At 69.3% G+C, this 21,218-nt stretch carries 25 protein-coding genes and 1 tRNA gene; 14 read left to right on the forward strand and 12 right to left on the reverse strand.

The window, feature by feature from the left end:
- Positions 1-15: 15 nt before the first annotated feature.
- On the reverse strand, positions 16-795 hold the full coding sequence (locus ABJD39_RS03950; RefSeq protein ID WP_348612354.1) for a M48 family metallopeptidase: 780 nt from the start codon (positions 793-795) through the stop codon (positions 16-18).
- A 104-nt stretch (positions 796-899) separates the two neighbouring features.
- Between ABJD39_RS03950 and ABJD39_RS03955 the strand changes: the two genes are divergently transcribed.
- The 6 genes from ABJD39_RS03955 (at position 900) to ABJD39_RS03980 (ending at position 6,676) form a co-directional block, all read left to right on the forward strand.
- Positions 900-1,541, forward strand: coding sequence for a DUF420 domain-containing protein (locus ABJD39_RS03955; RefSeq protein ID WP_348612356.1), 642 nt, complete (start codon positions 900-902; stop codon positions 1,539-1,541).
- A gap of 178 nt (positions 1,542-1,719) precedes the next feature.
- Positions 1,720-3,057: a M28 family peptidase gene (locus tag ABJD39_RS03960; RefSeq protein WP_348613691.1), complete on the forward strand. Its 1,338-nt coding sequence runs from the start codon at positions 1,720-1,722 to the stop codon at positions 3,055-3,057.
- Between the two features lie 93 nt (positions 3,058-3,150).
- Positions 3,151-3,873, forward strand: a complete 723-nt coding sequence (locus ABJD39_RS03965; RefSeq protein ID WP_348612358.1) for an ATP-NAD kinase — start codon at positions 3,151-3,153, stop codon at positions 3,871-3,873.
- A gap of 140 nt (positions 3,874-4,013) precedes the next feature.
- Positions 4,014-4,466 carry a DUF7313 family protein gene (locus ABJD39_RS03970; RefSeq protein WP_348612360.1) on the forward strand — a complete coding sequence of 151 codons (453 nt, stop codon included), beginning with the start codon at positions 4,014-4,016 and terminating at the stop codon, positions 4,464-4,466.
- A 117-nt stretch (positions 4,467-4,583) separates the two neighbouring features.
- Positions 4,584-5,588, forward strand: coding sequence for an NAD-dependent epimerase/dehydratase family protein (locus tag ABJD39_RS03975; RefSeq protein ID WP_348612362.1), 1,005 nt, complete (start codon positions 4,584-4,586; stop codon positions 5,586-5,588).
- Positions 5,589-5,683: 95 nt separating this feature from the next.
- On the forward strand, positions 5,684-6,676 hold the full coding sequence (locus ABJD39_RS03980) for an NAD-dependent epimerase/dehydratase family protein (RefSeq protein ID WP_348612364.1): 993 nt from the start codon (positions 5,684-5,686) through the stop codon (positions 6,674-6,676).
- 93 nt (positions 6,677-6,769) lie between these two features.
- Here the strand turns inward: ABJD39_RS03980 and ABJD39_RS03985 are convergent, their stop codons facing one another.
- On the reverse strand, positions 6,770-7,465 hold the full coding sequence (locus ABJD39_RS03985; RefSeq protein ID WP_348612366.1) for an HD domain-containing protein: 696 nt from the start codon (positions 7,463-7,465) through the stop codon (positions 6,770-6,772).
- A gap of 207 nt (positions 7,466-7,672) precedes the next feature.
- On the opposite strand from ABJD39_RS03985, the gene ABJD39_RS03990 reads away from it, so the two are divergent.
- The 4 genes from ABJD39_RS03990 (at position 7,673) to ABJD39_RS04005 (ending at position 11,054) form a co-directional block, all read left to right on the forward strand.
- Positions 7,673-8,479 (forward strand): alanyl-tRNA editing protein, encoded by an 807-nt coding sequence (locus tag ABJD39_RS03990; protein WP_348612368.1) that lies wholly within the window; start codon positions 7,673-7,675, stop codon positions 8,477-8,479.
- A 133-nt stretch (positions 8,480-8,612) separates the two neighbouring features.
- A complete protein-coding gene (locus ABJD39_RS03995; protein WP_348612370.1) occupies positions 8,613-9,071 on the forward strand; it encodes a FlaD/FlaE family flagellar protein in 459 nt (152 codons plus the stop codon).
- Between the two features lie 2 nt (positions 9,072-9,073).
- Positions 9,074-10,147, forward strand: a complete 1,074-nt coding sequence (locus ABJD39_RS04000; protein WP_348612372.1) for a hypothetical protein — start codon at positions 9,074-9,076, stop codon at positions 10,145-10,147.
- A gap of 7 nt (positions 10,148-10,154) precedes the next feature.
- On the forward strand, positions 10,155-11,054 hold the full coding sequence (locus ABJD39_RS04005; RefSeq protein WP_348612374.1) for a hypothetical protein: 900 nt from the start codon (positions 10,155-10,157) through the stop codon (positions 11,052-11,054).
- 112 nt (positions 11,055-11,166) lie between these two features.
- Here ABJD39_RS04005 and ABJD39_RS04010 read toward each other — a convergent pair whose 3' ends face one another.
- The 3 genes from ABJD39_RS04010 to ABJD39_RS04020 all read right to left on the reverse strand — a co-directional run bounded on the left by ABJD39_RS04010 (position 11,167) and on the right by ABJD39_RS04020 (position 13,157).
- Positions 11,167-12,309: a CBS domain-containing protein gene (locus tag ABJD39_RS04010; RefSeq protein WP_348612376.1), complete on the reverse strand. Its 1,143-nt coding sequence runs from the start codon at positions 12,307-12,309 to the stop codon at positions 11,167-11,169.
- A 263-nt stretch (positions 12,310-12,572) separates the two neighbouring features.
- On the reverse strand, positions 12,573-12,992 hold the full coding sequence (gene nikR, locus ABJD39_RS04015) for a nickel-responsive transcriptional regulator NikR (protein WP_348612378.1): 420 nt from the start codon (positions 12,990-12,992) through the stop codon (positions 12,573-12,575).
- Positions 12,993-13,031: 39 nt separating this feature from the next.
- Positions 13,032-13,157 (reverse strand): hypothetical protein, encoded by a 126-nt coding sequence (locus ABJD39_RS04020; RefSeq protein WP_348612380.1) that lies wholly within the window; start codon positions 13,155-13,157, stop codon positions 13,032-13,034.
- A gap of 82 nt (positions 13,158-13,239) precedes the next feature.
- On the opposite strand from ABJD39_RS04020, the gene ABJD39_RS04025 reads away from it, so the two are divergent.
- Positions 13,240-13,602: a response regulator gene (locus tag ABJD39_RS04025; RefSeq protein ID WP_348612382.1), complete on the forward strand. Its 363-nt coding sequence runs from the start codon at positions 13,240-13,242 to the stop codon at positions 13,600-13,602.
- Between the two features lie 190 nt (positions 13,603-13,792).
- On the opposite strand, the gene ABJD39_RS04030 is transcribed toward ABJD39_RS04025, so the two are convergent.
- Positions 13,793-13,867, reverse strand: a tRNA-Val gene (locus ABJD39_RS04030).
- Between the two features lie 103 nt (positions 13,868-13,970).
- Between ABJD39_RS04030 and ABJD39_RS04035 the strand changes: the two genes are divergently transcribed.
- Entirely contained in the window at positions 13,971-14,222 is a 252-nt protein-coding gene (locus tag ABJD39_RS04035) for a DUF7120 family protein (protein WP_222916638.1), read from the forward strand.
- Between the two features lie 98 nt (positions 14,223-14,320).
- On the opposite strand, the gene ABJD39_RS04040 is transcribed toward ABJD39_RS04035, so the two are convergent.
- Complete coding sequence (locus tag ABJD39_RS04040; protein WP_348612384.1) at positions 14,321-14,587, reverse strand: DUF7553 family protein; 267 nt, start codon at positions 14,585-14,587, stop codon at positions 14,321-14,323.
- A gap of 217 nt (positions 14,588-14,804) precedes the next feature.
- Here ABJD39_RS04040 and ABJD39_RS04045 point away from each other — a divergent pair, with 217 nt between their 5' ends.
- Complete coding sequence (locus ABJD39_RS04045) at positions 14,805-16,070, forward strand: hypothetical protein (protein ID WP_348612386.1); 1,266 nt, start codon at positions 14,805-14,807, stop codon at positions 16,068-16,070.
- A 21-nt stretch (positions 16,071-16,091) separates the two neighbouring features.
- Here ABJD39_RS04045 and ABJD39_RS04050 read toward each other — a convergent pair whose 3' ends face one another.
- The gene (locus ABJD39_RS04050; RefSeq protein ID WP_348612388.1) at positions 16,092-16,628 is read right to left on the reverse strand and encodes a cob(I)yrinic acid a,c-diamide adenosyltransferase; all 537 of its coding nucleotides are present in this window, start codon (positions 16,626-16,628) and stop codon (positions 16,092-16,094) included.
- A gap of 11 nt (positions 16,629-16,639) precedes the next feature.
- On the reverse strand, positions 16,640-16,879 hold the full coding sequence (locus ABJD39_RS04055) for a glutaredoxin family protein (protein WP_348612390.1): 240 nt from the start codon (positions 16,877-16,879) through the stop codon (positions 16,640-16,642).
- Between the two features lie 139 nt (positions 16,880-17,018).
- Here ABJD39_RS04055 and ABJD39_RS04060 point away from each other — a divergent pair, with 139 nt between their 5' ends.
- A complete protein-coding gene (locus tag ABJD39_RS04060; protein ID WP_348612392.1) occupies positions 17,019-19,163 on the forward strand; it encodes a S9 family peptidase in 2,145 nt (714 codons plus the stop codon).
- A gap of 186 nt (positions 19,164-19,349) precedes the next feature.
- Here the strand turns inward: ABJD39_RS04060 and ABJD39_RS04065 are convergent, their stop codons facing one another.
- From ABJD39_RS04065 to ABJD39_RS04075, 3 genes are all read right to left on the reverse strand, one after another.
- Positions 19,350-19,544, reverse strand: a complete 195-nt coding sequence (locus tag ABJD39_RS04065) for a cold-shock protein (RefSeq protein WP_222606984.1) — start codon at positions 19,542-19,544, stop codon at positions 19,350-19,352.
- 86 nt (positions 19,545-19,630) lie between these two features.
- Positions 19,631-20,803, reverse strand: coding sequence for an MFS transporter (locus tag ABJD39_RS04070; RefSeq protein ID WP_348612394.1), 1,173 nt, complete (start codon positions 20,801-20,803; stop codon positions 19,631-19,633).
- Positions 20,800-21,186, reverse strand: a complete 387-nt coding sequence (locus ABJD39_RS04075; RefSeq protein ID WP_348612396.1) for an acyl-CoA thioesterase — start codon at positions 21,184-21,186, stop codon at positions 20,800-20,802. The genes ABJD39_RS04070 and ABJD39_RS04075 overlap by 4 nt, the downstream gene beginning before the upstream one ends.
- Positions 21,187-21,218 lie beyond the last annotated feature (32 nt).

Consider the following 21,218-nt stretch of genomic DNA (forward strand, 5'->3'; position numbering starts at 1 on the left):
TGCGGTTCTCGAACCTCAATCGTCTCCGCGAGCCGTGCGCGTCGACGGCCCATCGGATACTCGAGCGTCCCTCGCACCGTCCGGTCGCTCGTCGAGGCGCCGCAGCCGCTCTCCGAGCGGCGGGTGCATCGACAGCGACGCGAGCAGTCGACGGAGGCGACCGCCCGCGGGGGTCGTCCGGCCGAGGTGACCCCCGGCCGCGAGTCGGGCGAGCGCGTCGCGAAAGTCGTCGCCCGCGCCGCCGGCGGCGACCGCGTCGGCGTCGTACTCGGTCCAACGTGCGACCCGCACCGAGAGGTACGCCAGCGGGATCACGAGCACCGCGCCGACGACGAGCCCCGCGCGCCCGAACAGCGTCGCGTCGACGGCCCACGCGACGGCGTACGCGCAGGGGATGCCGACCCGGAGGGGAACGTGCCCTCTGGCGAGGTGGGCGTGCTCGTGCCGTACGACCGCCGCGACGCCCTCAGGGTCGAGTTCGCGCAACAGCCCGGTCGAGACGAACACTCGACCGTGGCCGGCCGTCAGCCCCGCGGCGTACGCGACCACCCGTCCGTCACGTCGGAGAACGCCGACGCGGTCGGCGGGGACGCCGGCGCGCTCGACCGCGCGAGCGACCCCCTCGGGAAGCGCAGTCGGGCGCTCCGCTCGGGAGACGAGCGCCGGGGCGAGGCGAACCCCGAGGAAGCCGGCCGCGATGAGCGCCCACAGCTCCCACCAGTCGCCCGCCCACGACAGCGCGGTCGACAGCGAGGAGGGGAACGCCGGCGACGACACCGGAGGGTAGGGGGACACAGCAGTCGAGTCCGCGTCCGCGCGTGTAGGCTTTTCCCCGGAGTCGAGTCGACGCCGGAGCCCGAACCCGAAGACGCAAGTCGCTCCCGCCCCAATCGCGTGCAATGGCAACAGCGGACGCGAGCGGCCCGCTCGGCACCGTGAAAGAGTACCCGCGCGCCACGGTCGCCGTGGTGTCGGTCGTCGGCTACGCGCTCGTCATCGGGACGTTCGCGGGCGTCGTCCCCGACTCGGTGTTCCCGTCGCTCACGCAAGGCGAGGTGAATCTCCTGAGCCACGCCATCGCCGCGGTCAACACCGTGACGACCGTGCTGCTCGTGCTCGGGTGGCGCTGGATCCGCGCGGGCGAGGTGCGCAAGCACGCCGCCGCCATGAGCGCCTCGTTCGGCCTGATCATGGTGTTCCTCGTCATGTACCTCACCAGGGTCGGCGGCGGCCCGGGCGAGAAACACATCGTCATCCGGGAGACCGCGTTTCTCGGCGCGTACGCGGGCGCCGTCGAGATCGGCTACTTCGCGATGCTCGCGATCCACATCGTGCTGTCGGTGGTGACGGTGCCGGTCGTGCTGTACGCGATCGTTCTCGGGTGGACGCACACGCCGGAGGAGTTGCGGACGGAGACGCCCCACAAGCGCGTCGGCCGGATCGCCGCCGGCACGTGGATCGTCTCGCTCACCCTGGGCGTCGTCACCTACCTACTGCTCAACTGGGTGTACGCCTACGAGTTCGTCCGCGTCGCCCGATAGCACGGGCGGCGACACCGCCACGCGCCGCCGACACCGCCACGCGGCGCTGACGGTCCCACCGAACGCCGCCGGGATGCTGACGCACACCGCCGTCGAACGCCGCCGTCGACTTCCGGCCCCGGCGGCCGGCTCCCGAACCTCTTTGTTCGAACCCGCGTACCGGGCGAGCGTGACAGATATCTCCGAGCGAACCGACTGGATCGGCGACGTGTTCACGAGCGACGTCGGGTGGACCCTCCTGGAGGACCTCGTGGACGTCGGCACCCGCATGGCGGGCCAGCCCGGCGAGCGCGAGGGGCTCGAACTCGTCCGCGACGCCCTCGCCGAGGCGGGCTGTCGCGACGCCCGGATCGACGAGTTCGACCTACAGGGGTGGGTGCGGGGCGAGGCCGCTATCGACGCCGACGGCCGACCCGAACACTGCATCGCGCTGCCGCGCTCGCCCGCCGGCGAGGTGTCGGGCGAGTTCGTCGACTTGGGGTACGGCGTCCCCGCTGATTTCGAGGAGGGCGACATCGAGGGCAACGTGGTGATGGTGTCCTCCGACACGCCCGACGACGTCGACCGCTTCATCCACCGCACGGAGAAGTACTACTACGCCGTCGACCACGGCGCAGCGGCGTTCGTCTTCCGCAACCACGTCGAGGGACAGCTCCCGCCGACGGGCTCGGTCGGCACCGACGACGACCCCATCGGCGACATCCCCGCCGTCGGCGTGAGCGCGGAGGTCGGCGCCCGGCTCGCCCGCCGCTCGACTGGTGAGGAGGTGACCGTCGACGTCGACTGTGAGACACCGGAGACGACGAGCGGCAACGCGATGGCCGAGCTCGGTCCCGAGACGGACGAGGAGGTCCTCGTCTCCTCGCACGTCGACGCCCACGACATCGCGGAGGGCGCGATGGATAACGGCGCCGGCACCGCCACGATCGTCGAGGTCGCGAACGCGCTCGCCGGAATGGAGGACGAACTCGACACTCGCGTCCGCTTCGTCGCCTACGGCGCCGAGGAGGTCGGCCTCGTCGGCTCCGGCGTCGAGGCCGATCGCGCCGACCGCGACGCGATCGACGCGATCGTCAACGTCGACTCCAACGTCTTCGGCCGGACCCTGTCGCTGTCGACGCACGGGTTCGACGACCTGACCGCGGCGGCCGATCGCCTCGCGGACCGCTTCGATCACCCCGTGTCGACCAGCGAGGAGCAGGTCCCCCACAGCGACCACTGGCCGTTCGTGATCCACGGCGTTCCCGGCTACATGGTCTCCGGCGAGACCGAGGGGCGCGGTCGCGGCTGGGGACACACCGAGGCCGACACGCTGGAGAAGTTGGAGTCGCGCAACCTCCGCGAGCAGGCGGTCCTCCTGACCGCGCTCGTCACGGACCTGGCCGACGCCGACACCGACGTGGCCCGCCGCGAGCCGAGCGAGATCGCCGCCGCGCTGGAGGCGGAGGACAAGGCGACCGGCATGAAGGTGATCGACGACTGGCCGTACGACGACGACGGAACCGTCCTCGAGTAGGGACACGCGACCGCGGAGACCGGTAGCCGGGGGCACCGTTCCCGCGGGCGATACCCCGTTGGTTAAGTCGGGGCCCGGTCAACCTCCGGCACCATGACCGAGTTCCGCGCGGCGCTGGCGGGCGACGACGGCATCCTCCGCGAGGCGGTCGAGGCCGCCGGCGGGGCGATCGTCGCCGCCGACGCCGACCCGGACGCGGTCGTCACCCTCGGCGAGCGCGCGCTCGTCGAGACCGTCCTCGGGGACCCGTCCGCGCCGGTCCTCCCGGTCAACGCCGGCGACGGACGACACGCCGTTCGGCGAGTCGACGCGGAGGCCGCACTGGCCGCGCTCGCGGGCGGGCACGGGCGGACGGAGTCGCGGGCGACGCTCTCGGTGGCCGTCGACGGCGACCGTCGGGCGCGGGCTGCGTTGGACGCGACCCTGATGACGGTCGAGCCGGCGCGCATCTCGGAGTACACTGTCAGCGAAAGCGACGACGACGAGCCGATCGCTCGGGTCCGATCGGACGGCGTCGTCGTCGCGACGCCCGCCGGGTCGAGCGGATACGCGCGCGCCGCCGGCGGCTCCGTGCTCGCGCCGGGGACCGGCCTGTCCGTGGTCCCCGTCTCGCCGTTCGCGACGACCGCCGACACGTGGGTGCTCGCCGACGAGGCGGTGGTGCGCGTCGAGCGCGACGACTGCGACGTGCAGTTGATCGTCGACGGCGAGACCGCCGGCGTCGTCCCGCCGAAGGCCGACATCCAGATCGAAGTCGACGGCCACGTTCCGTTCGTTCGGGTGCCGCTGCCGGCCGGGTCAGCGTCGCGACGCTGACCCGGCCGGCAGTCCCCGATGTTCCGGCCGGTTCTCGGGTCGACCCCTCCCCCATCTCGTTCCCTTCACCTCGGTTCGTCCCGCCTCACCCCCGCACGGGATTGGAAAGCTTCTAATGAGTCGTGGACCGATTTCCCCCTATGTTACCGTCACCGCTGGAATTCCTCGTCCCCCTCGGGGCGCTGGAGTCCGTGGCGGGGGTGTTGCCGTACGTCATCCTCGTGGTCGTGCTCGTGAACGTGGTCACTCGGCTGCTCGCACAGCGGAGCTTCGAGCGCGCGGCCGACGAGGGAGACGACGACGATGCCCTGAGCCGGTATCTCCCCCACGAGATCGTGAACGTCCTGCTCATCGTGCTGTCGTTCGCGTTCATGGTCGTCGAACCGCACGGCGGGATGGTGCTGTCCGTGCTCGTCGTCGGGATGGTCATCTCGGACTTCTTCGAGTACGAGTCCCGCCGCGTCGAGGCCCGAAACAACATGGAGATCGAGCGGCCCAACAGCGCCCTCGTCGCCTCGGTCCTCGTGATCGCGTACGCCGGCTACCAGGCGCTGTTCTTCCTCATCGAGCCGATCTGGAGCTCGATCATCTGAGCTCTCGACCGGCCGCGCGGGACGCCCTCGCGGCTGATACCGAGTACTGACCCCGCTCGCTCGCCCTCGAACCGCCGGGAGGCGAACGGCTTTCACCCTTCTCCCGAACGCGATCGCATGCCCAGCTACGACACCGCGCTGTTCGTCGGCGGCACTCGCTTCATCGGCCGACACACCGTCGAGGCGTTCCTCGACGCGGGATACGACGTCACGACCGTCACACGTGGCGAACACGCCGACCCCTTCGCGGATCGAGCGGGCGTGACCAACCGGACCGGCGACCGGACCGTCCGCGAGCACCTAGAGGCCGCCCGCGACGCGGTCGATCCGGACGTCGTCGTCGACTTCGTCGGGCTCCATCCCGGCGAGGTGCGCGAGGCGACCGACGTGTTCGCCGACGCGCGGTACGTGTACGTCTCCTCCGGCTCCGCCTACCTCTCGGGGGACGTGCCGATGCGCGAGGACGAGACGGAACTGCACCCCTGTGAGCCCGAGCAGGAGGACGTCGACGACGCCGAGAGCTACGGTCCGCGCAAGGCCGAGTGCGACCGCGCCGTCTTCGCCGCCGCCGAGGCGGGCGTCGACGCGATGGCCGTCCGACCGATGCTCGTCCAGGGCCCCCACGACTACACCGAGCGCTTCGGCTACTGGGTCGACCGTGTCGCCGAACACGACGAGGTGCTCGTCCCCGGTGACGGGGGCTCGCTGCTCCACCGCGTGTACGTGGAAGACCTCGCCCGGGCGCTCCTGCTCGTCGCCGAGGAGGGCGAGCCCGGCGAGGCGTACAACGCCGCCGACCGGTCGGCGTACTCCCTCGACCGCTCGCTGGAACTGATCGCGGACGGCCTCGACACGGACGTGACGCCGGTGCACGCGAGCGAACGGGAGCTCGCCGCCCACGACGTGGAGCCGAGCGCGTTCCCGTTGTACATGCCCGAGCCGATGCTCGTGTCGACCGGGAAGCTCGCGGCGCTCGGATGGGAGTCGACGCCGCCGGCGGAGTCCGTCGCCGAGACGGCGCGGGCGCACGTCGAGGCGGGCGTCACCGGCCCCGAGGAGTCGCTGGAGCGGGAGACGGAGGAAGCGGTGATCGCGGCCCTGCGCGACGAGGACGACGAATAGCGTCGTTCGTTCACCCGCACCCACGCGACCACGACGAGCCGGCGAGGCCGCCGGGGACCGCGAGGTTTTCGGCCGCCGCCCGCGAGGCCCCGCGTATGGCAGACACCGCGCTCGTCATCGGCGGCACCCGGTTCATCGGGCAACACGTCGTCGAGGACCTGCTCGACAACGGCTACGAGGTCACGATCGTCAACCGCGGGAACCACGAGAACCCCTTCTCGGACGTCGACGGCGTCGACCACGTCGAGGGCGACCGCCGGAACGACACCGACCTGAAGGCGGCAGCCCTCTCCGTGAAACCCGACGTCGTGATCGACTGCGTCGCCTACTACCCCGAGGACGTCCGCGTCGCCACCGACGTGTTCGCCGACGTGGACGGCTACGTGTACATCTCCTCGGGGTCGGCCTACGGCGTCGAGGAGATCCCCAAACGCGAGGGCGAGACCGAGCTGTGTGCGTGCACCGACGAGCAGGCGACCGACGACTCCCACGAGTCGTACGGCCCGCGCAAGGCCGAGGGCGACCGCGCGATCGTCGCGGCCGCCGAGGACGACGTCAACGCGATGAGCGTCCGCCCGTGCATCGTCTACGGCCCTCACGACTACACCGAGCGGCTCGACTACTGGGTCGACCGCGTGCTGAATCACGACCGCGTGGTCGTCCCCGGCGACGGCCAGAACCTCTGGCACCGCGCGTACGCCGAGGACGTGGCGAGCGCCCTGCGGACCGTCGCCGAGGAGGGAGAGCCCGGCGAGGCGTACAACGTCGGCGACCGCACGCTGGTCACGATGGAGGAGATGGTCGACCTGATCGCCGACGCGGCCGACACCGACGTGGAGGTCGTCCACGCGGGCGAGCGCGAACTCGCGGCCGCCGATCTCGCGGCGGACGACTTCATCCTCTACCGCGACTACCCGCACGTCCTCGACACGAACAAGCTGGCCGCGCTCGGGTGGGAGTCGACGCCGCTCGCGGAGGCGATGGAGCGCACCGTTTCCGAGCACCGCGAGAGCGACCGCGACGGGAGCGAACACGATCCCGGCCGAGAGGCCGAAGAGCGCGTGATCGGCGTGCTCGACACGCTGTAAGTCGGCGTCGGCGACGCCGCCCGTGACCGGGACGCGACCGCTGCTCGCCGCGGACGCGGCGGCGACGCGGGTGCCCGGGCGTCCCTCCCGGCGTCAGATCTCGTCGAACTCGCGGTCGTGGCTCATCTCGCGTACCTCGTCCTCCAGCCACTCGCGGAACCACTTCACGCGCTTGATGCGCTCGTGGGCGATGGACTCGGCGGCGTCGCTCTCGACGCGCGAGGCGTGCTCGCGGCCGCGCTCCAACACGCGCTGGACCATCTCGGCGGTGTCCATGTGGGTTCGCGCCTCGTAGCCCATTCGGAGGATCATGAGCGTGGTGCCGTTGGCGCCGACCTTGTCGAGCAGGTCCGCCTCGATGAGACACTGCGTCTCCAGCGAGAGATCCGTCACCGGCCCCTGGAAGGAGTGGTCCTCGATGGCCGAGCACACCTCGGCGACGAACGACTCGGGGTAGTCGCCGTGCGTTTCGAGGTACTGCCGGGCGACGCGGGCGCCCTCCTCGGCGTGGACGTCCTGTTCGGCCTCCAGCTTCGACACGTCGTGAAACAGCGCGGACACCCGCACCACGTCGGTGTCGGCGCCCTCCTTGGCGGCGATCGTCTCGGCGATCTCGACGACGTTCAGGATGTGGTTGAAGCGGTACTCCGCGGAGTGCCACGGGTACCACCGCATCCGGCCGCCGTCGTCCTCGCTTTCGACGGACGCGGCGAGGTACTCGCGGACGAAATGCTCCATGTCCGCGAACTCCTCGGCGGAGACGCGCGAGCCCTTTATTTCGACGCCCACTGCGGCCACCCCCTGTACAGATCGAGTTGGGAAGAAACGAATGTCGTTCTCATTACGGAACGATACGGCCTGTTCCGTCCTTAGTCGTTACGACAGGTCGGACCCGACGAACCGGGGGGATCGCCCCGGACCGCGGAGATCAGCGGTCCGCCAGTCCGGCCCGCCGCGTCGCGAACCGCTAAGTGCGCCCGGCGCTCACGTCCGGGCGTGACCGATCAGCTGTATCTCGCGGACAGCACCGTCGGCGAGTTCGAGGCGACCGTGGAGCGGTCGCTCGACGAGCGCGTCGTCCTCGACCGGACCCACTTCTACCCGACCGGCGGCGGCCAACCAAACGACACGGGAACGCTCCGGGTCGTCGACGCCGGCGGCGGTGCTGTCGGCGCGGACGGGGACGGCGACACCGGCGGCGACGCGGACGGTGACGACGCGGTCGGCGCCGCGTTCGCCGTCACCGACGTGGAGAAGACGGACACGGTGTACCACCACCTCGACGGCGCGGCGCCGCCCGAGGGCGCGCGCGTCCGCGGCGTCCTCGACTGGGACCGCCGACACGCCCACATGCGCTATCACACCGCCCAACACCTCCTCTCGGCGGTCCTGCTCGACGACTTCGACGCCCGAACGGTCGGGAACCAACTGTACGCCGACCGCGCGCGCCTCGACGCCGAGCATCCGAAGTTCTCCGAAGCCGACCTGGCCGACATCGAGGCACGCATGAACGCCCTCGTCGACGACGCGCTCCCCGTGCGCCACTACACGATGGACCGCGAGGTCGCCGAGGCGGAACTGGACACCGAGCGCACGCGGATCGACCTGCTCCCGAGTTCGATCACGGAGCTTCGGATCGTGGAGATCGACGGGGCAGAGACTGACGGAGAGCCGTTCGACCGCACCGCCTGTGCGGGCACCCACGTCGGGAACACCGACGCGATCGGCGAGGTGACCGTCGAGGGGCGGACGACGCAGGGCGGCGAGAAGGAGCGCGTCGAGTTCACGCTCGCGGGCACCTAAGGACCGGCCGAAGTGCCGACTGCGGCCGCTTCCCGTTCGTCCGGTTTCAGCCGTGATATTCGGGAGCGTACATATTTAGGCCGTTTCCGGATAGGGGAGAGTAGCGGCACAGGGAGTGCGGACGAACCAGGACATGCTCAGACCGAGCGATTACGACCCCAAGGAGTTGCGAGCGTTGACGGGAGCGGCGGCGCCGACGCACGCCGACGAGGAACCCGCCCGGTGGACACAGCCGGACGACTTCCTCGGTCGAGCGGACGCGCGCGTGCGGGCGGCGCAGGTGGAAGACGCCTTCCTCCTTCAGGCGGCGGCCGGCGGCGCGAGCAGGCCCTACCTGCCGAGTCTTCCGGACTCGGTGCTCGGGACCCGGCTCGTGCTCGACTGGTTACGCTACCTCGTCGGCGTCGGCGGGCGCGAACGTGCCCGCGAGGCGCTCGCCTTCTACCGGGACGTGGAGTGGCTCGACGAGTCCGTCGAGGACGCCCTCGCGGCGTACCTCGAGGCCTTCGACGACACCGAGGGCTCGCGGCTCTCCGTCGGCCACCACCGCACGAGCCTGCTGTTCGTCGCCCGCCTCGCCGCGCTCCGATAACCATGGCAGCAGAATCCGAATCCGCAGACGACGACAGTTTCGAGTCCAGTAACCCGACCCCCATCGGCGTGAAGCTCGGCTCCACGCGAACCGTGCTTCGGTACCCGGAGGACGCCGACAGCGACGAGCTCACGACGGTGCGAACGCTCACCTGCCTCGCGCTGTACGAGGACGCGATCACGGGGGAGGAGAAGGCCCTGTTCGGGGAGCAGGCCGCCGCCGAGTACCCCGACCGCGTTCAGTACATGCTCCGATCCGGGCTCCCGGAGGACGACGAGCGCGCGGAGCTGGCGAGCCGGTTCTTCCGAGAGCTGCTCGCGGCCAACGGCGTCCCCGCCGATTCGGCGGTCGTGTACGCCATCCCGACGATGGACAACGACGCCGGGCTGGAGAACCTCACCGAGGTCATCGAGTCCTCGGACATCGGCGCACACACGATGCGCGCGTACCCCGAGTCGCTGTGCGGCGCCATCCCCGCGATGGGCGCCGGTGTCGAGGCCGTCGACGACGTGTTCATCTCCGTGAACATGGGGTCGACCAACCTCGAGGCGTGCGCGTACCGCCGCGGCGACCAGCTCGTCCCGTTCTCGACGGGCTCGGTGACGGGCAACGACGTGGACCGCCGGATCGTCGCCAACGTCGAGGAGGAGACACAGGGGCGCGTCCACGTCGACCTGACGACCGCCCGCGAGTACAAGGAGGAGCACGGCAACGTCGGGAACTTCGATCCGTTCTCCGACGTGATCCAGCAGCCCGGCGGCGGCTCCCACGAGTTCACCATCGAGGACAGCGTCGTCGACGCGCTCGACTGGTACCTCGACGCCGCCGTCGACGAGGTCGCCAACGAGTTCCTCCCCGAGCTCGCCAACGACTACATGAAGGTGTACCAGCTCTCGCTGAACAACGACATCGCCGTCACCGGCGGCATGGCGTGCATCCCCGGGCTCGCCGAGGAGTTCGAGCGCCGACTCTGCGAGGAGCTCGACCGCGACGTGAACGTGGTCGTTCCCGACGAGCCAGACCTCGCGGCCGCCGAGGGCGCCCGGCGCATCGCCGAGAAGCTCGCCGGGCAGTAGGGAGCCGATGGGCGGCTTCGATCTCGGACGCGACGCGGACGACCGCGACAGCGACCGACCGGACGGCGGCGTTCAGTTCGGCGTCGATGACGCCGACGGCGCCGACACGGTCGTCTCGCCCGCCGATCCGTCGCCGCTCGACGATCCCGGTTGTCTCGGGTCGACACGTGACTCCGCCAGCGGCGGCGACGGGGGCGACGGCCGCCCCGACGACGGTACCGGCGCCGGCGCGGACGCGGGCACCGCGGCGGCCAACGGCGCAGTCGCCGGTACGGCGGCGGACGAGGGTGTAGACGCGACCACGGGCACGGCCCGGATCGAGTCACACCTCTACGCCGGCGAGGAGGTCGGTGCGAGCCTTCCCGTCGCAGACGGTCATCTCGTCGTGACTACCCACCGCGTGATCGCGCACACTCCCGCGACCGACGAGCGCGCGACCCTCCGCGCGGTCCACCGCGTCAACGTGACCGACGTGTCGCCCGCCTCGACCGCGACCGACTGGCTCGTCCGTCCCATCGCGTACACCGTCATCGGCGGCCTCGCGATGGTGCTCGGCGGGTCGATGGTGTCGCTCGACTCGATGGGCGCGTCGATGCCCGACTCCGCCGGTGCGACCGGCGTCGGCGGGCTCCTCTCGATGATCGGCGGCGTGCTCTCGGTGCTCTCGCTCGTCGACGACGCTCTCCGCGTCGCCGGCGCGCTCTCGCTGTTGCTCGGGGCGGCGCTTTTGGGCGTCTATGCGGCCACCCGCGGCCGGGAAGTCGTGGTCGAGACCGAGGGCGAAGCCGACACGCTCCGCCTCGACGCCGGCGGCGTCGACGACGACGCGATCGCGCGGTTCCGTGCGGAAGTCGGGGTCGACGACGAGCGAGCGAGTGGGACGCTGGCGGGGCTGTTCGGTCGGTAGCACGCGAGCGCACGGGCTGTCGGAGAACCGAGAGTACGAGAACACGAGACGGCGGCGATCACGCCGCCGTGCGTTCGCCGTGCTGGTTCAGCGTGTCGGGAGCGCTCCCGGCTTACAGCTCGCCGAGCTTCCGGAGGAGCTGGCCGCGGTAGCGCTCGTCGGCGGTGACGCCTTTCACTTCGAGGACGTTGCGCTCCAGTTTGTCGAGCGCGACGTGGAAGGCGTGCTCGGCGCCGTACCCCTCGCCCGAGCCGGCGACCTGGCCGTGCGTGGTACGAAGGCGGATCTGCGCCTGGATGAGCGGCGTGCCGCGGAGCTTCTCTTTGTGCTCGTGGAAGCGGACGTGCGCGTGGAGGACGCGCATCTCCTGGTACTTGTCCGCGACCTTCCCGATCGAGTTGCGGATGTCCTCACGCGAGAGCGTATCGAGCAGGGCGACGTTCGTCACCTGCACGTCCATCGCGTCCTCCTCGGTGAAGGTGAGCGCGCGGAGCACGTCGGTCTTCGTGAGCACGCCCGCGACCAGGTCGTCGCGCTCCTCGGGCGTGATAACGAGGCCGCTGATGTCGTTGTCCATCATCAGCTCGACCGCCTCGCGAACCGACTTGCCGGCGGTGACGGTGAGCACCGGCGAGGACATCATGTCGTACACCGGCAGATCGAGCATCCGGTCGATATCGCCGCTGCGGTCGCCGCGCGTCTGCCGGTCGTCGTCGCGGACGACGAAGTCCACGATGTCGTGGGTCGTGAGGATACCCCCCAGGCGGCCGTTATCGTTGACGACCGGGAGCCGCGAGATGCCGTTCTCGCGCAGGCGGTTGATCGCCTGACCGACGTGGGCGTCCTCGGGGACGGTGACGACGTCGGCGGTGTAGATGTCCTCGACCGTCAGCGCGTCGAGGTTGTCGAGGACCGCAGCGAGGATGGCGTCGACGGTGACGATGCCGTACAGCTGCTCACCCTCGTAGACGGGCGCGATCTTGACGTTGCCCTCCACAAGCACGCGCGCGACCTCGCGTACGTCCTCGGTGCGGGCCACCTCCGGGGCCGACGTCATCAGCGCCGCCGCTCTCGTGTCGTCGTCGACGCGCGAGTTGATCAACTCGCGCTCGCCGATGACGCCCGCGTACTCGCCGTCCTCCATCACGATGATACCCTTCGGGTTCTCGCGGTCGAAGATGGAGCGGATCTTTCCGAGTCGTTTGCCCGCGTCCACCTCTACGAACTCCGGCACGGCGATGTTTGAGATATCCATAACTCCATTACGTGGGTACGATCCCCCATGTATTGAAGCTTGGTTCGGATCCCAGCGACTGGTGGTATGTGGGTAGGTATCAATACACTCGGTACGATCGGCCGACGGCGGCCTGTTCATGACAGGATACCATACAAGAAGCGTTCACCAGTAAGCCAGCATCGCGTCCGGGTCCACTCTGCGATGATCGCCGAGCCGCGCCGCCGCCGGCAACAGTTGTTCACTTGGTCCGCAATCGTCCGCCGCGCTGTCGGCCCGCTCGATCAAACGATTCCCTCGGCGTCGCCGATGGGCGTGACCGAGTAGTCGACCGTCTTGGTGTCGGTCGTCGCACGTATCTTCCCGACGAACGTCGAGATCTGCTCCAAGTTCCCCTCGAGGATGAACAGCTCCATGCAGTTGTGGTCGCCGACGTGACTGTGAAAGTTCGAGGCGACGATGTTCTCGTGCTCGTGGCGCAGTTGCATCATGCGCTCTTCCACGTTGGTCCCCTCGTAGTCGAACACGACGGTGACGATACCCATCAGTTCGCGGTCCTCGAGCTTACGGTCCTCGAACTCCCCGAGGAGATCCCTGGCGGCCTCCCTGAGGAATTCGCTGCGGCCGGTGTAGCCGTGTTCCTCGGTGAACTCGTCGATCCGGTCGACGAGGCTGTCCGGCATCGAGACGCTGACGACGCCCATGTAATAACACAGGCCGGTTGAGTTACTAAGCTTTCCGTATCAGCGGTCGGATTCGTCCGTGAGTCGGCCGACGGAGTCGCTGACGCGGTCGAGGCGGACGTGCTGGGCGTCGGCGGCCCGGTCGAAACTACTGTGACCCCGGTTGCCGAGCCTCGCCTTCGACACGTCGAGGGAGCGTGAACGCCCCGATTATCACGCCCGGATCCGTCGGGTGAACGCTTATTTGGGGGACAACGGAGTGTCCGTCATGGCGAGACGGATCCTCATCGTGGACGACTCCGGGTTCCAGCGCACGCTCATCCGGGGGATCCTCGAGGACGACTTCGAGGTCGTGGGCGAGGCCGAGAACGGCTCGGAGGCGGTCGACCTGTTCGAGGAGACCCGACCGGATCTGGTTACGATGGACATCATGATGCCGGACGTGAACGGCATCGAGGCGACCAGCGACATCAAGGAGCGCGACCCCGGAACCTGCGTCGTGATGTGCACCAGCGTCGAACAGCGCGATCAGATGCGGCAGGCGGTGAAGGCCGGCGCCGACGGCTACGTCACGAAGCCGGTCGAGGAGGACACGTTGCGGTCGGAAGTCGAGAGCGCGCTCGCGTCATAACCTCGCGGGTGGTTCGTTCGCGCCTCGCACCGCTCGTTGGAAGGACACCGCGAAGGAGTGGGTTGGGGCGGATTCGAACCGCGGTCGTTCCGCTCGCGTTCGCTCACTTCATTCTCTGATTCGAATCCGCCGGACACCATCCGGCGGCACGGCTCGTCGCTTCGCTCCTCACGAGGTGCCGCCTCAGAACTGGGTTGGGGCGGATTCGAACCGCCGACCTGCTCCGTGTGAAGGAGCCGTCATAACCGGACTAGACCACCAACCCGCACGGGAACGTACCCCGGTCGCACGCTTAAGGCTTACCGTCCGTCGCGGGACCGCCGGGACCGACCCGAGGATTAATCCCGCCCGACAACCGACCAGCGGGCGTGACGAAGATCGAAGTCGACCTGCCCGACCGAATCGACAGCGAGATATCTCGCCTCGCCGAGCAGGGGGAGTTCCTCAACCGCAAGGAAGCCATCGAGGACTTCCTCACCCGCGGCCTGCAGGCGTACGACGTAGAGAGCGACGAGGCAACCGAAGGGGAGGCCGACGGCGACCTCTTCACCGACGCCGTCGACGAACAACAGGATCCCGCCGCCCTCGACGACGACATGGGCGACGAACCGACGTTCTGATCCGGGCGCCGCCGCCGAGGCGAGCGGTTCAGTTCGACGCTTCGGCGCACGCTCGATCCCTCACGCTCTGTGCGTGTTCCTCCCGCCGAGCAGCCGCGTTACCCCTCGCTACGTCCGGACCGGTACTCGTCGAGGCGCTCGCGCGCCTGCTGGACAGCCTCCTTCGCTTCCCCCTCCGCCTTCTTCGACAGCTCCGTCAGGTCGGCCTCCAGGCGGTCGAGCCGCGAGGGCTCCGGTTCCTTCTCGCGACCCACGATCTCGCGGACCCGCTCTTCGACCGGTTCGAGCTCCTCTTTGACCCCCTCCTTCGCGTGGTCCGCCGCACGACCGAGGTAGTATCGTGCGTCCTCGAAGTGCTTGGACATATCTGTTCGTTGCCGGACGACGAATAAATCGTTTGTGGGGAGATCGACGTCGAAGAGAACTAGGGATCCCGGGGAACCGAGGTCCTCGTGCTCGGTGTAGCCCACGTGACTGGGACGCCCGGCGACTGCTCAACTCCGGTCCGTTGTCGGAGATCGTCGTGTCACGGGCGTTCTCACCTACAAGTAGAACAGACGGAGCGGCGCAGGCGGACGAGAATTGCGAACCTTCGAAGTGATCGAGTGGATCCGGCGTTCGATCGTTGCCGGCCCAGTTGTTCCGGGAGGACGAACCGTTCGTCGGCGGCGGACACAACCCCGGTATAGACGACCAAACAGTCGATGTCGTCAGCCGATCCGTATATACGGCTTTCGTATTCAAGGATCGAATCTAACATCACCGGCACGTTTCAACACACATATGCCAACCAGATTGGACAAGATTCTGTCATTCGTCGATGAGGACACCCGACGGTCATTCATGCGGAAGAGCGCCGGCGCACTGGCCGCGGGAGGCGGCGTGGCCGGACTCTCCGAAACGGCCGCCGCGACGCCCCACGAGAGCGGCGAGGGTAGTGGACGGAGAGACTCGTTCTACTTCCCGGATATCACCCTGCGGGTCCAGCAGACGCCGAACCGGAGCGTCCACTGGATCCGGCCAGGGACGCGTCGGCTCAGCGAGTACACGTTCGGGACGCCGAACAACCCCTACATGTTGCCCGATCACTGGATCGATATCGCCGACGGAGATATCGCGGACCTGCTCGAGGAGAACCAGGAAGAACTCCCCGTCGCGGGTGTCCCCCTGGAAAGCCGTGACGAGGACGGAGACGAGTTCGTCGAGACGGACTTCGACACGCCGTTCAGCGACGATGCAGAGGAGGTCGACGGCCGACTCCGGGTCGTGTATCAGGACCGCCAGCCGTACGACCTGGATCAGGATCCGGGTGATTCGGACGACGAGTCCGATATCGCCGTCGAGTTCGAGGACCCGGACGGCACCGAGTACGAGATCGACTTCAAGTCGGTCTATGAGCCACCGTACCCCAACTACGAGACCGGAAGCGGCGTCCTGCTCGGTAACTACATCAACGGGATAACCGGAACGGGGACGCCCCTCGAGCCGCGCCAGCTCGCCCTCGGCGCGGTTTGGGGGATCTGTGACCTACTGATCGAGGGCGACGTGGAAGACGAGGACCGGCTGGTCCGAATCAAGACCAGTCAGAGCGTGCGCAACGAAGACTACGAACTCGCGATCACGCCCGACCTCCCACTGTCGGAAGACGACGCGTACCTCGGACGTGACCACCAAACCGACCTGCTCTTGCCGCCCGTGAAGCTCGACGATGACGGCAACCCGACCTTCGATCCGGTTTCGACCGAGTACAGCGATCAGAACTTCATCCACGTCGTGTTCGACGAGGACAGGATCACTTCGGTCACCGGGAAGAGGGGACGGCCGGACGACGTGCCGGGGGACGACTGACTCCCCTCGCCCGGGCGCCCGCTACTCGTAGCCGGGGGCGTCCTCGGGGACGCCGTCGCGGGCGTTGACGGCGCGCGCGAAGGTGAACAGCGCATCCGACAGGCGATTGAGATACGCCACCGCCTCGGCGTTCACCGGCTCGTCGTCCGCGAGGTCGACCGCGCGGCGCTCCGCCCGGCGCACGACCGTCCGCGCGTGGTGGAGTTTCGCTCCGGCCTCGCTTCCGGAGGGGAGCACGAAGCTCCTGAGCGGCTCCAGCTCCTCGTCCAGTTCGTCGATCCAGTCTTCGAGCCGCTCAGTGTGGTCCTCACGGACGACGGGGTCGCCCTCGTCGGGGTCGGGGTTGGCGAAATCCGCCTGAAGGACGTGGAGGTGGTCCTGTACGGTCCGCAGCATCTCGTCGATATCGTCGTATCCCGTCGGACGGATCGTCCCGATGAGCGCGTTCGCCTCGTCGACGGTGCCGTACGCCTCGATGCGGGGGGAGGTCTTCGACACCCGCGACATGTCGCGGAGGTCGGTCTTCCCCTCGTCGCCGCGGCCGGTGTAGATGGGCATCGGATCGGGGCTCAGGCGAGCGTTCGCTCGACGTACTCGAGGATGTTCGCGGACTCGTTCATCGTCACGCCGCGCTCGTCGTCGACGAGCACGGGAACGCCTCGTTGCCCGCTGACGCGGGCGACCTCGTCGCGCTTCGAGTGGAGCGCTTCCGTCCAGACGGTCTCGTACTCGACGTCGGCCTCCCCGAGCGCGTCGTGGACCTTCTCGCACCACGGACAGCCGTCCAGCGCGTACAGCGTTACGGACATGCTCCGACAGAGGGTCGCCGGCGGCAAGTAGCTTGCCACGGCGGCGGCCACGCTTCCCGGCGCGGTCGTCGAAGCGGACGACTGCCACCGAACCCGCTGGTTCCCGAACGGTCAAGTGCCCGTCACCACACCGGCGCGTATGCAGCACGGAGTCGATATCGAGTCGTACTACGACCTGCGACTGCTCGCGGAGGTGTCGGTGTCCCCCGACGGCGAGCGCGTCGCGTTCACCGCCCAGGAGTCCGACCCCGCAGCCGACGAACACCGGACGGGCCTGTACGTCGCGCCGACTGACGGGAGCCGCGAGCCGCACCGCCTCACCCGCGCGTCCACGGCGTCGTCGCCGACGTGGGGACCCGACGGCGACACGCTCACGTTTCTCGCCGCCCGCGACACCGACCTCGACCGCACGCGCGGCCGCGTCGACGAGGAAGACGACGAGACGGACGGGCCAGAAGCCGACGGAGACGACGAGAAGGAGGAGGACGACAGCAACGGCGAGAACGGCGACGGGAAGCCGACCCAGCAGGTGTGGGCGTTCGACCTCGCGCGCGGCGGCGACGCCCGCCAGCTGACCGCCTTCGAGCGCGGCGTCACGGAGTTCGACCTCGCGCCCGACGGCGACCGCCTCGTCGTCGCCGCCCGCGACCCGACCGACGAGGAGGAGGACTACCTCGATCAGCGCGAGGACGACGGCCCCATCGAGGTGACGCGGCTCCAACACAAGCGCGACGGCGCCGGCTGGCTCGACGACGTGACCACGTATCTGTTCGTCGGCGACGTGGACGCCGAGGACGCGGACGCCGGGGCGTTCGACCGCCTCGACGACGCCTACGGCGCCGGCTCGGCCGAGCCGCTCGCCGGCCTCCAGCCCGCGTGGGGGCCGACCGGCCGCATCGCCTTTACCACCTGCGTCGACGACGACCCCGACGACTCCGGCGCCTACGACGTGTGCACGATCGCGCCCGACGGCTCGGACTGCCGGGTCGTCACCGACGGGAGTCTTCGATGCGCCTCGCCGACGTGGTCGCCGGAGGGCGACCGCCTCGCGTTCGACGGCAGCAACTACGACAACTGGTACGAGCCCAACGAGGCGTACGTCGCGCGCGACGAGGCCGACGCCGCGTTCGAGTCCGTCTCCGCGGAGTTGGACCGCACGCTCGCGCGCGAGGGCGCGCCCCGCTGGCTGGACGGCGAAACGGTCGTCGTCCCGATCGCCGACGAGGCGTGGACCCGCCTCGCGGTGTGTCCGGTCGACGGCGAGCCGCGGCGGGCGTTCACCCGACAGGGCCGCGACCGGACGATCGCGGCGTTCGATCTCGCGGGCGACACGGTCGCGCTCGGCCTCACGGGCGCCGACCAGCCGCCGGACGTGTACGCGGTTCCCGGCGCCGAGCTTCGCGAGGACGACGCCGGCGGCCCGACGAAGCGCCTCTCGACGCTCAACGACGAGTGGCTCGACGAGCGCGTCGACGCGCTGCCGGACTGCGAGGTCGTCGCCTACGAGAACGCGGACGGGGAGGAGGTCGAGGCGGTCGTCTACTACCCGAGCGACTTCGACGCCGACGCGGACGGCCCGGCGCCAGCGATCTGCTCGATCCACGGCGGGCCGATGAGCTACGACGCGCCCGCCTACCGCTTCACGCTGAACTACTGGACGAGCAGGGGATACGTCGTCGCGAAGCCGAACTACCGCGGATCGACGTCCTACGGCCGCGCGTTCTCGGAGTCGCTGAAGGGGAGCCGCGGGGAGTTGGAGTCCGACGACGTGATCGCGGCGATGGAGCACCTCGTCGACGAGGGCGTCGCCGACGCCGACCGGCTGTTCTGCACGGGCTTCAGCTACGGCGGGATCACGACCGCGCACGTCGTCACCCGGACGGACATGTTCGCCGCCGCCGCGCCCGAGCACGGCATCTATGACTTCTACAGCAACTTCGGGACCGACGACAACCACAACTGGCATCAGTGGGAGTTCGGGATGCCGTGGGAGAACCAGGCGTTGTACCGCGACATCTCGTCGATCACTCGCGTCGGCGAGATCGACACGCCGCTGCTCATCACCGCGGGCGAGGAGGACTGGCGGTGTCCGCCGACACAGGCCGAGCAGCTGTACGTCAGCGTCCGCAAGCGGGGCGTCGACGCGAAGCTCGTGATCTACCCGAACGAGCACCACAACATCGGGAGCCCCGAGCGGGCGACCCATCGCATCGAGGAGTTGACGGAGTGGTTCGAGACGCACGATCCGGGCGTGGACGAAGGAACGAGCGAAGCGAGCGGCTGAGTCCATGAAGAGCGCTGCCTCACTCACTAACACTGTTCGTTCGCGTCGGCAACGGTCACAGCGGGGCGGTCTCCGTGCCACCCACATCCAGTGACGGATCGCGGGAACGGGGCACAGCCGTACGGCTCGTCGGTGTGAAAGAATTGAAAAGCGCACCCGAGGGTGCGGTGGTTCGCTGTAAGTGCCTTACAGGCGGGTGACGTTCGTCGCGCGCGGGCCCTTCTCGGCCGTCTCGATGTCGAACTCGAGCTCCTCGCCCTCCTCCAGATCGCCGCCCTCGATGTCGTCCATGTGGACGAAGACGTCGTCGTCGGAGTCGTCAGTCGCGATGAAACCGTAGCCGCCAGTGTCGTTGAAGAAATCGACCTTCCCTTTCGCCATACCCGTTCGAGACGAGGATCACCCATAACCCTTCCGTCATGCAGGGGGCCGCGACAACGGCTCTCGCGCGTGAATTAGTCACACGATCACAGGTCGAGCCCGAGCGCCCGGTTCGCGCCCAGCAGCGCGAGACACGTCGCCAGCAGCGCGACGACGAGGCCGTAGGCCGCGGGCCACCCGGCCGCGCTCGCGACGGCGCCGGTGACGACCGACCCCGATGCAGCGAGAAACATGTACACGGTGCGAAGCAGGCCGAAGGCGTATCCGCGCTCGGCGTCCGTCAGCCGGTCCATGAACCGCGCCTGGATCGGTCCGGGCCAGGAGATCCCGGCGCCCAGCACCGCGACACCGGCGACGGTGCCGACGACTCCGGGCGCGAGCACCAGCGTCGCGACGCCGGCGCCCGCGAGCGTGACGCTGATCGCGACGGCAGCGTCGCGGGAGAACGCGTCCGACACCCGGCCGTTCACCGGCTGGGCGACCGCGCTGATCGCGAACACCGCGCCGAAGGCGGTCGCCGCCGTCGACGGCGCGAGGCCGCGGTGGGCGACGAGAAACGTCGCCAGAAACGACGACACCGCCTGAAACGTGAACCCGCACAGCACGGCGATCGCGGTCGTGTACGTCAGCGGCGGACGGGACAGCACGTCGACGATGCGTCCCGGGTCGACGGCCGCCCGGAGGTCGCGCTCGGGGTTGGCCGGCGCGAGCGACGGTACGAACAGCAGCGTCGCGACGGCTGCGGGGACCGCGACGCCGGCGCCCGCGCCGACGGCGACCTCCCAGCCGTAGCGGTCGGCGAGCACACCCCCGACCGCGGGGAACGCCGCGCCGGCGACGGCGCCCGCGCCCGTGAGCACGCTCAAGGCGCCGCCGCGCTCGTCGTACAGTCGCGTCAGCAGCGAGGTCCCGGGCGAGAAGAACAGCCCGGCGCCCGCGCCAAGCACCAGTGTCGCCGCCCCGAACGCGAGCATCGACGACGACAGCGCCACCAACGCGGTCCCGACGCCGGCCCCGACGATCCCGGCGAGGACGACCGGCCGTTCGCCGAGGCGGTCGGCGAGCACGCCGCTGGGGAACTGCAACAGCGCGTACGTCGCCCACATTCCGGTGAGCGCCAGCCCGACCGTCGCCTCGGTCGTCCCGAAATCGACGAGGACGAACGGAACGACCGCGCCGAGAAGCACCCGCGCACCCAGTTGACTGAAGTTTCCTGCGCTCACTGCCGCGAGCGCGAGGCGGCGGCGACCGCCGCTCATTCGGCCGCGTGCCGTTCGGCGGCCGCGCGGACAGCGTCCGGCAGGGGCTCGGGGCCGTCCTCGCCGATCGCGACCTGAACGGTTTCACCCTCGGCGACGAGATGTCCGTCGTAGTGCAGTTCGTAGCCGAAGGTGAGGCTGGTCGTCCCGATGTCGGCTACGTCGAGCACCGCGCGAACGGCGCCGGTTCCCTCGATCGACGCCCGGAACTCGATCGACAGCGACGCCAGCGCCGCCCGCGAGTCGGCCAGATCCACGCCGACCTCGTCACGGAAGAAGGCGGTGCGCACCTCCTCCAAGTAGGTGGCGTAGACAGCGTTGTTCACGTGGCCCATCGGGTCGAGGTCGCGGTAGCGGACCGGAACCGTCGTTTCGAAGGTCATACGCGGTGGTCGACCGCCGGGGGTTTCGGGCT

The sequence above is a fragment of the Halobaculum rarum genome, from assembly GCF_040025155.1.
Classification (GTDB): Archaea; Halobacteriota; Halobacteria; order Halobacteriales; family Haloferacaceae; genus Halobaculum; species Halobaculum rarum.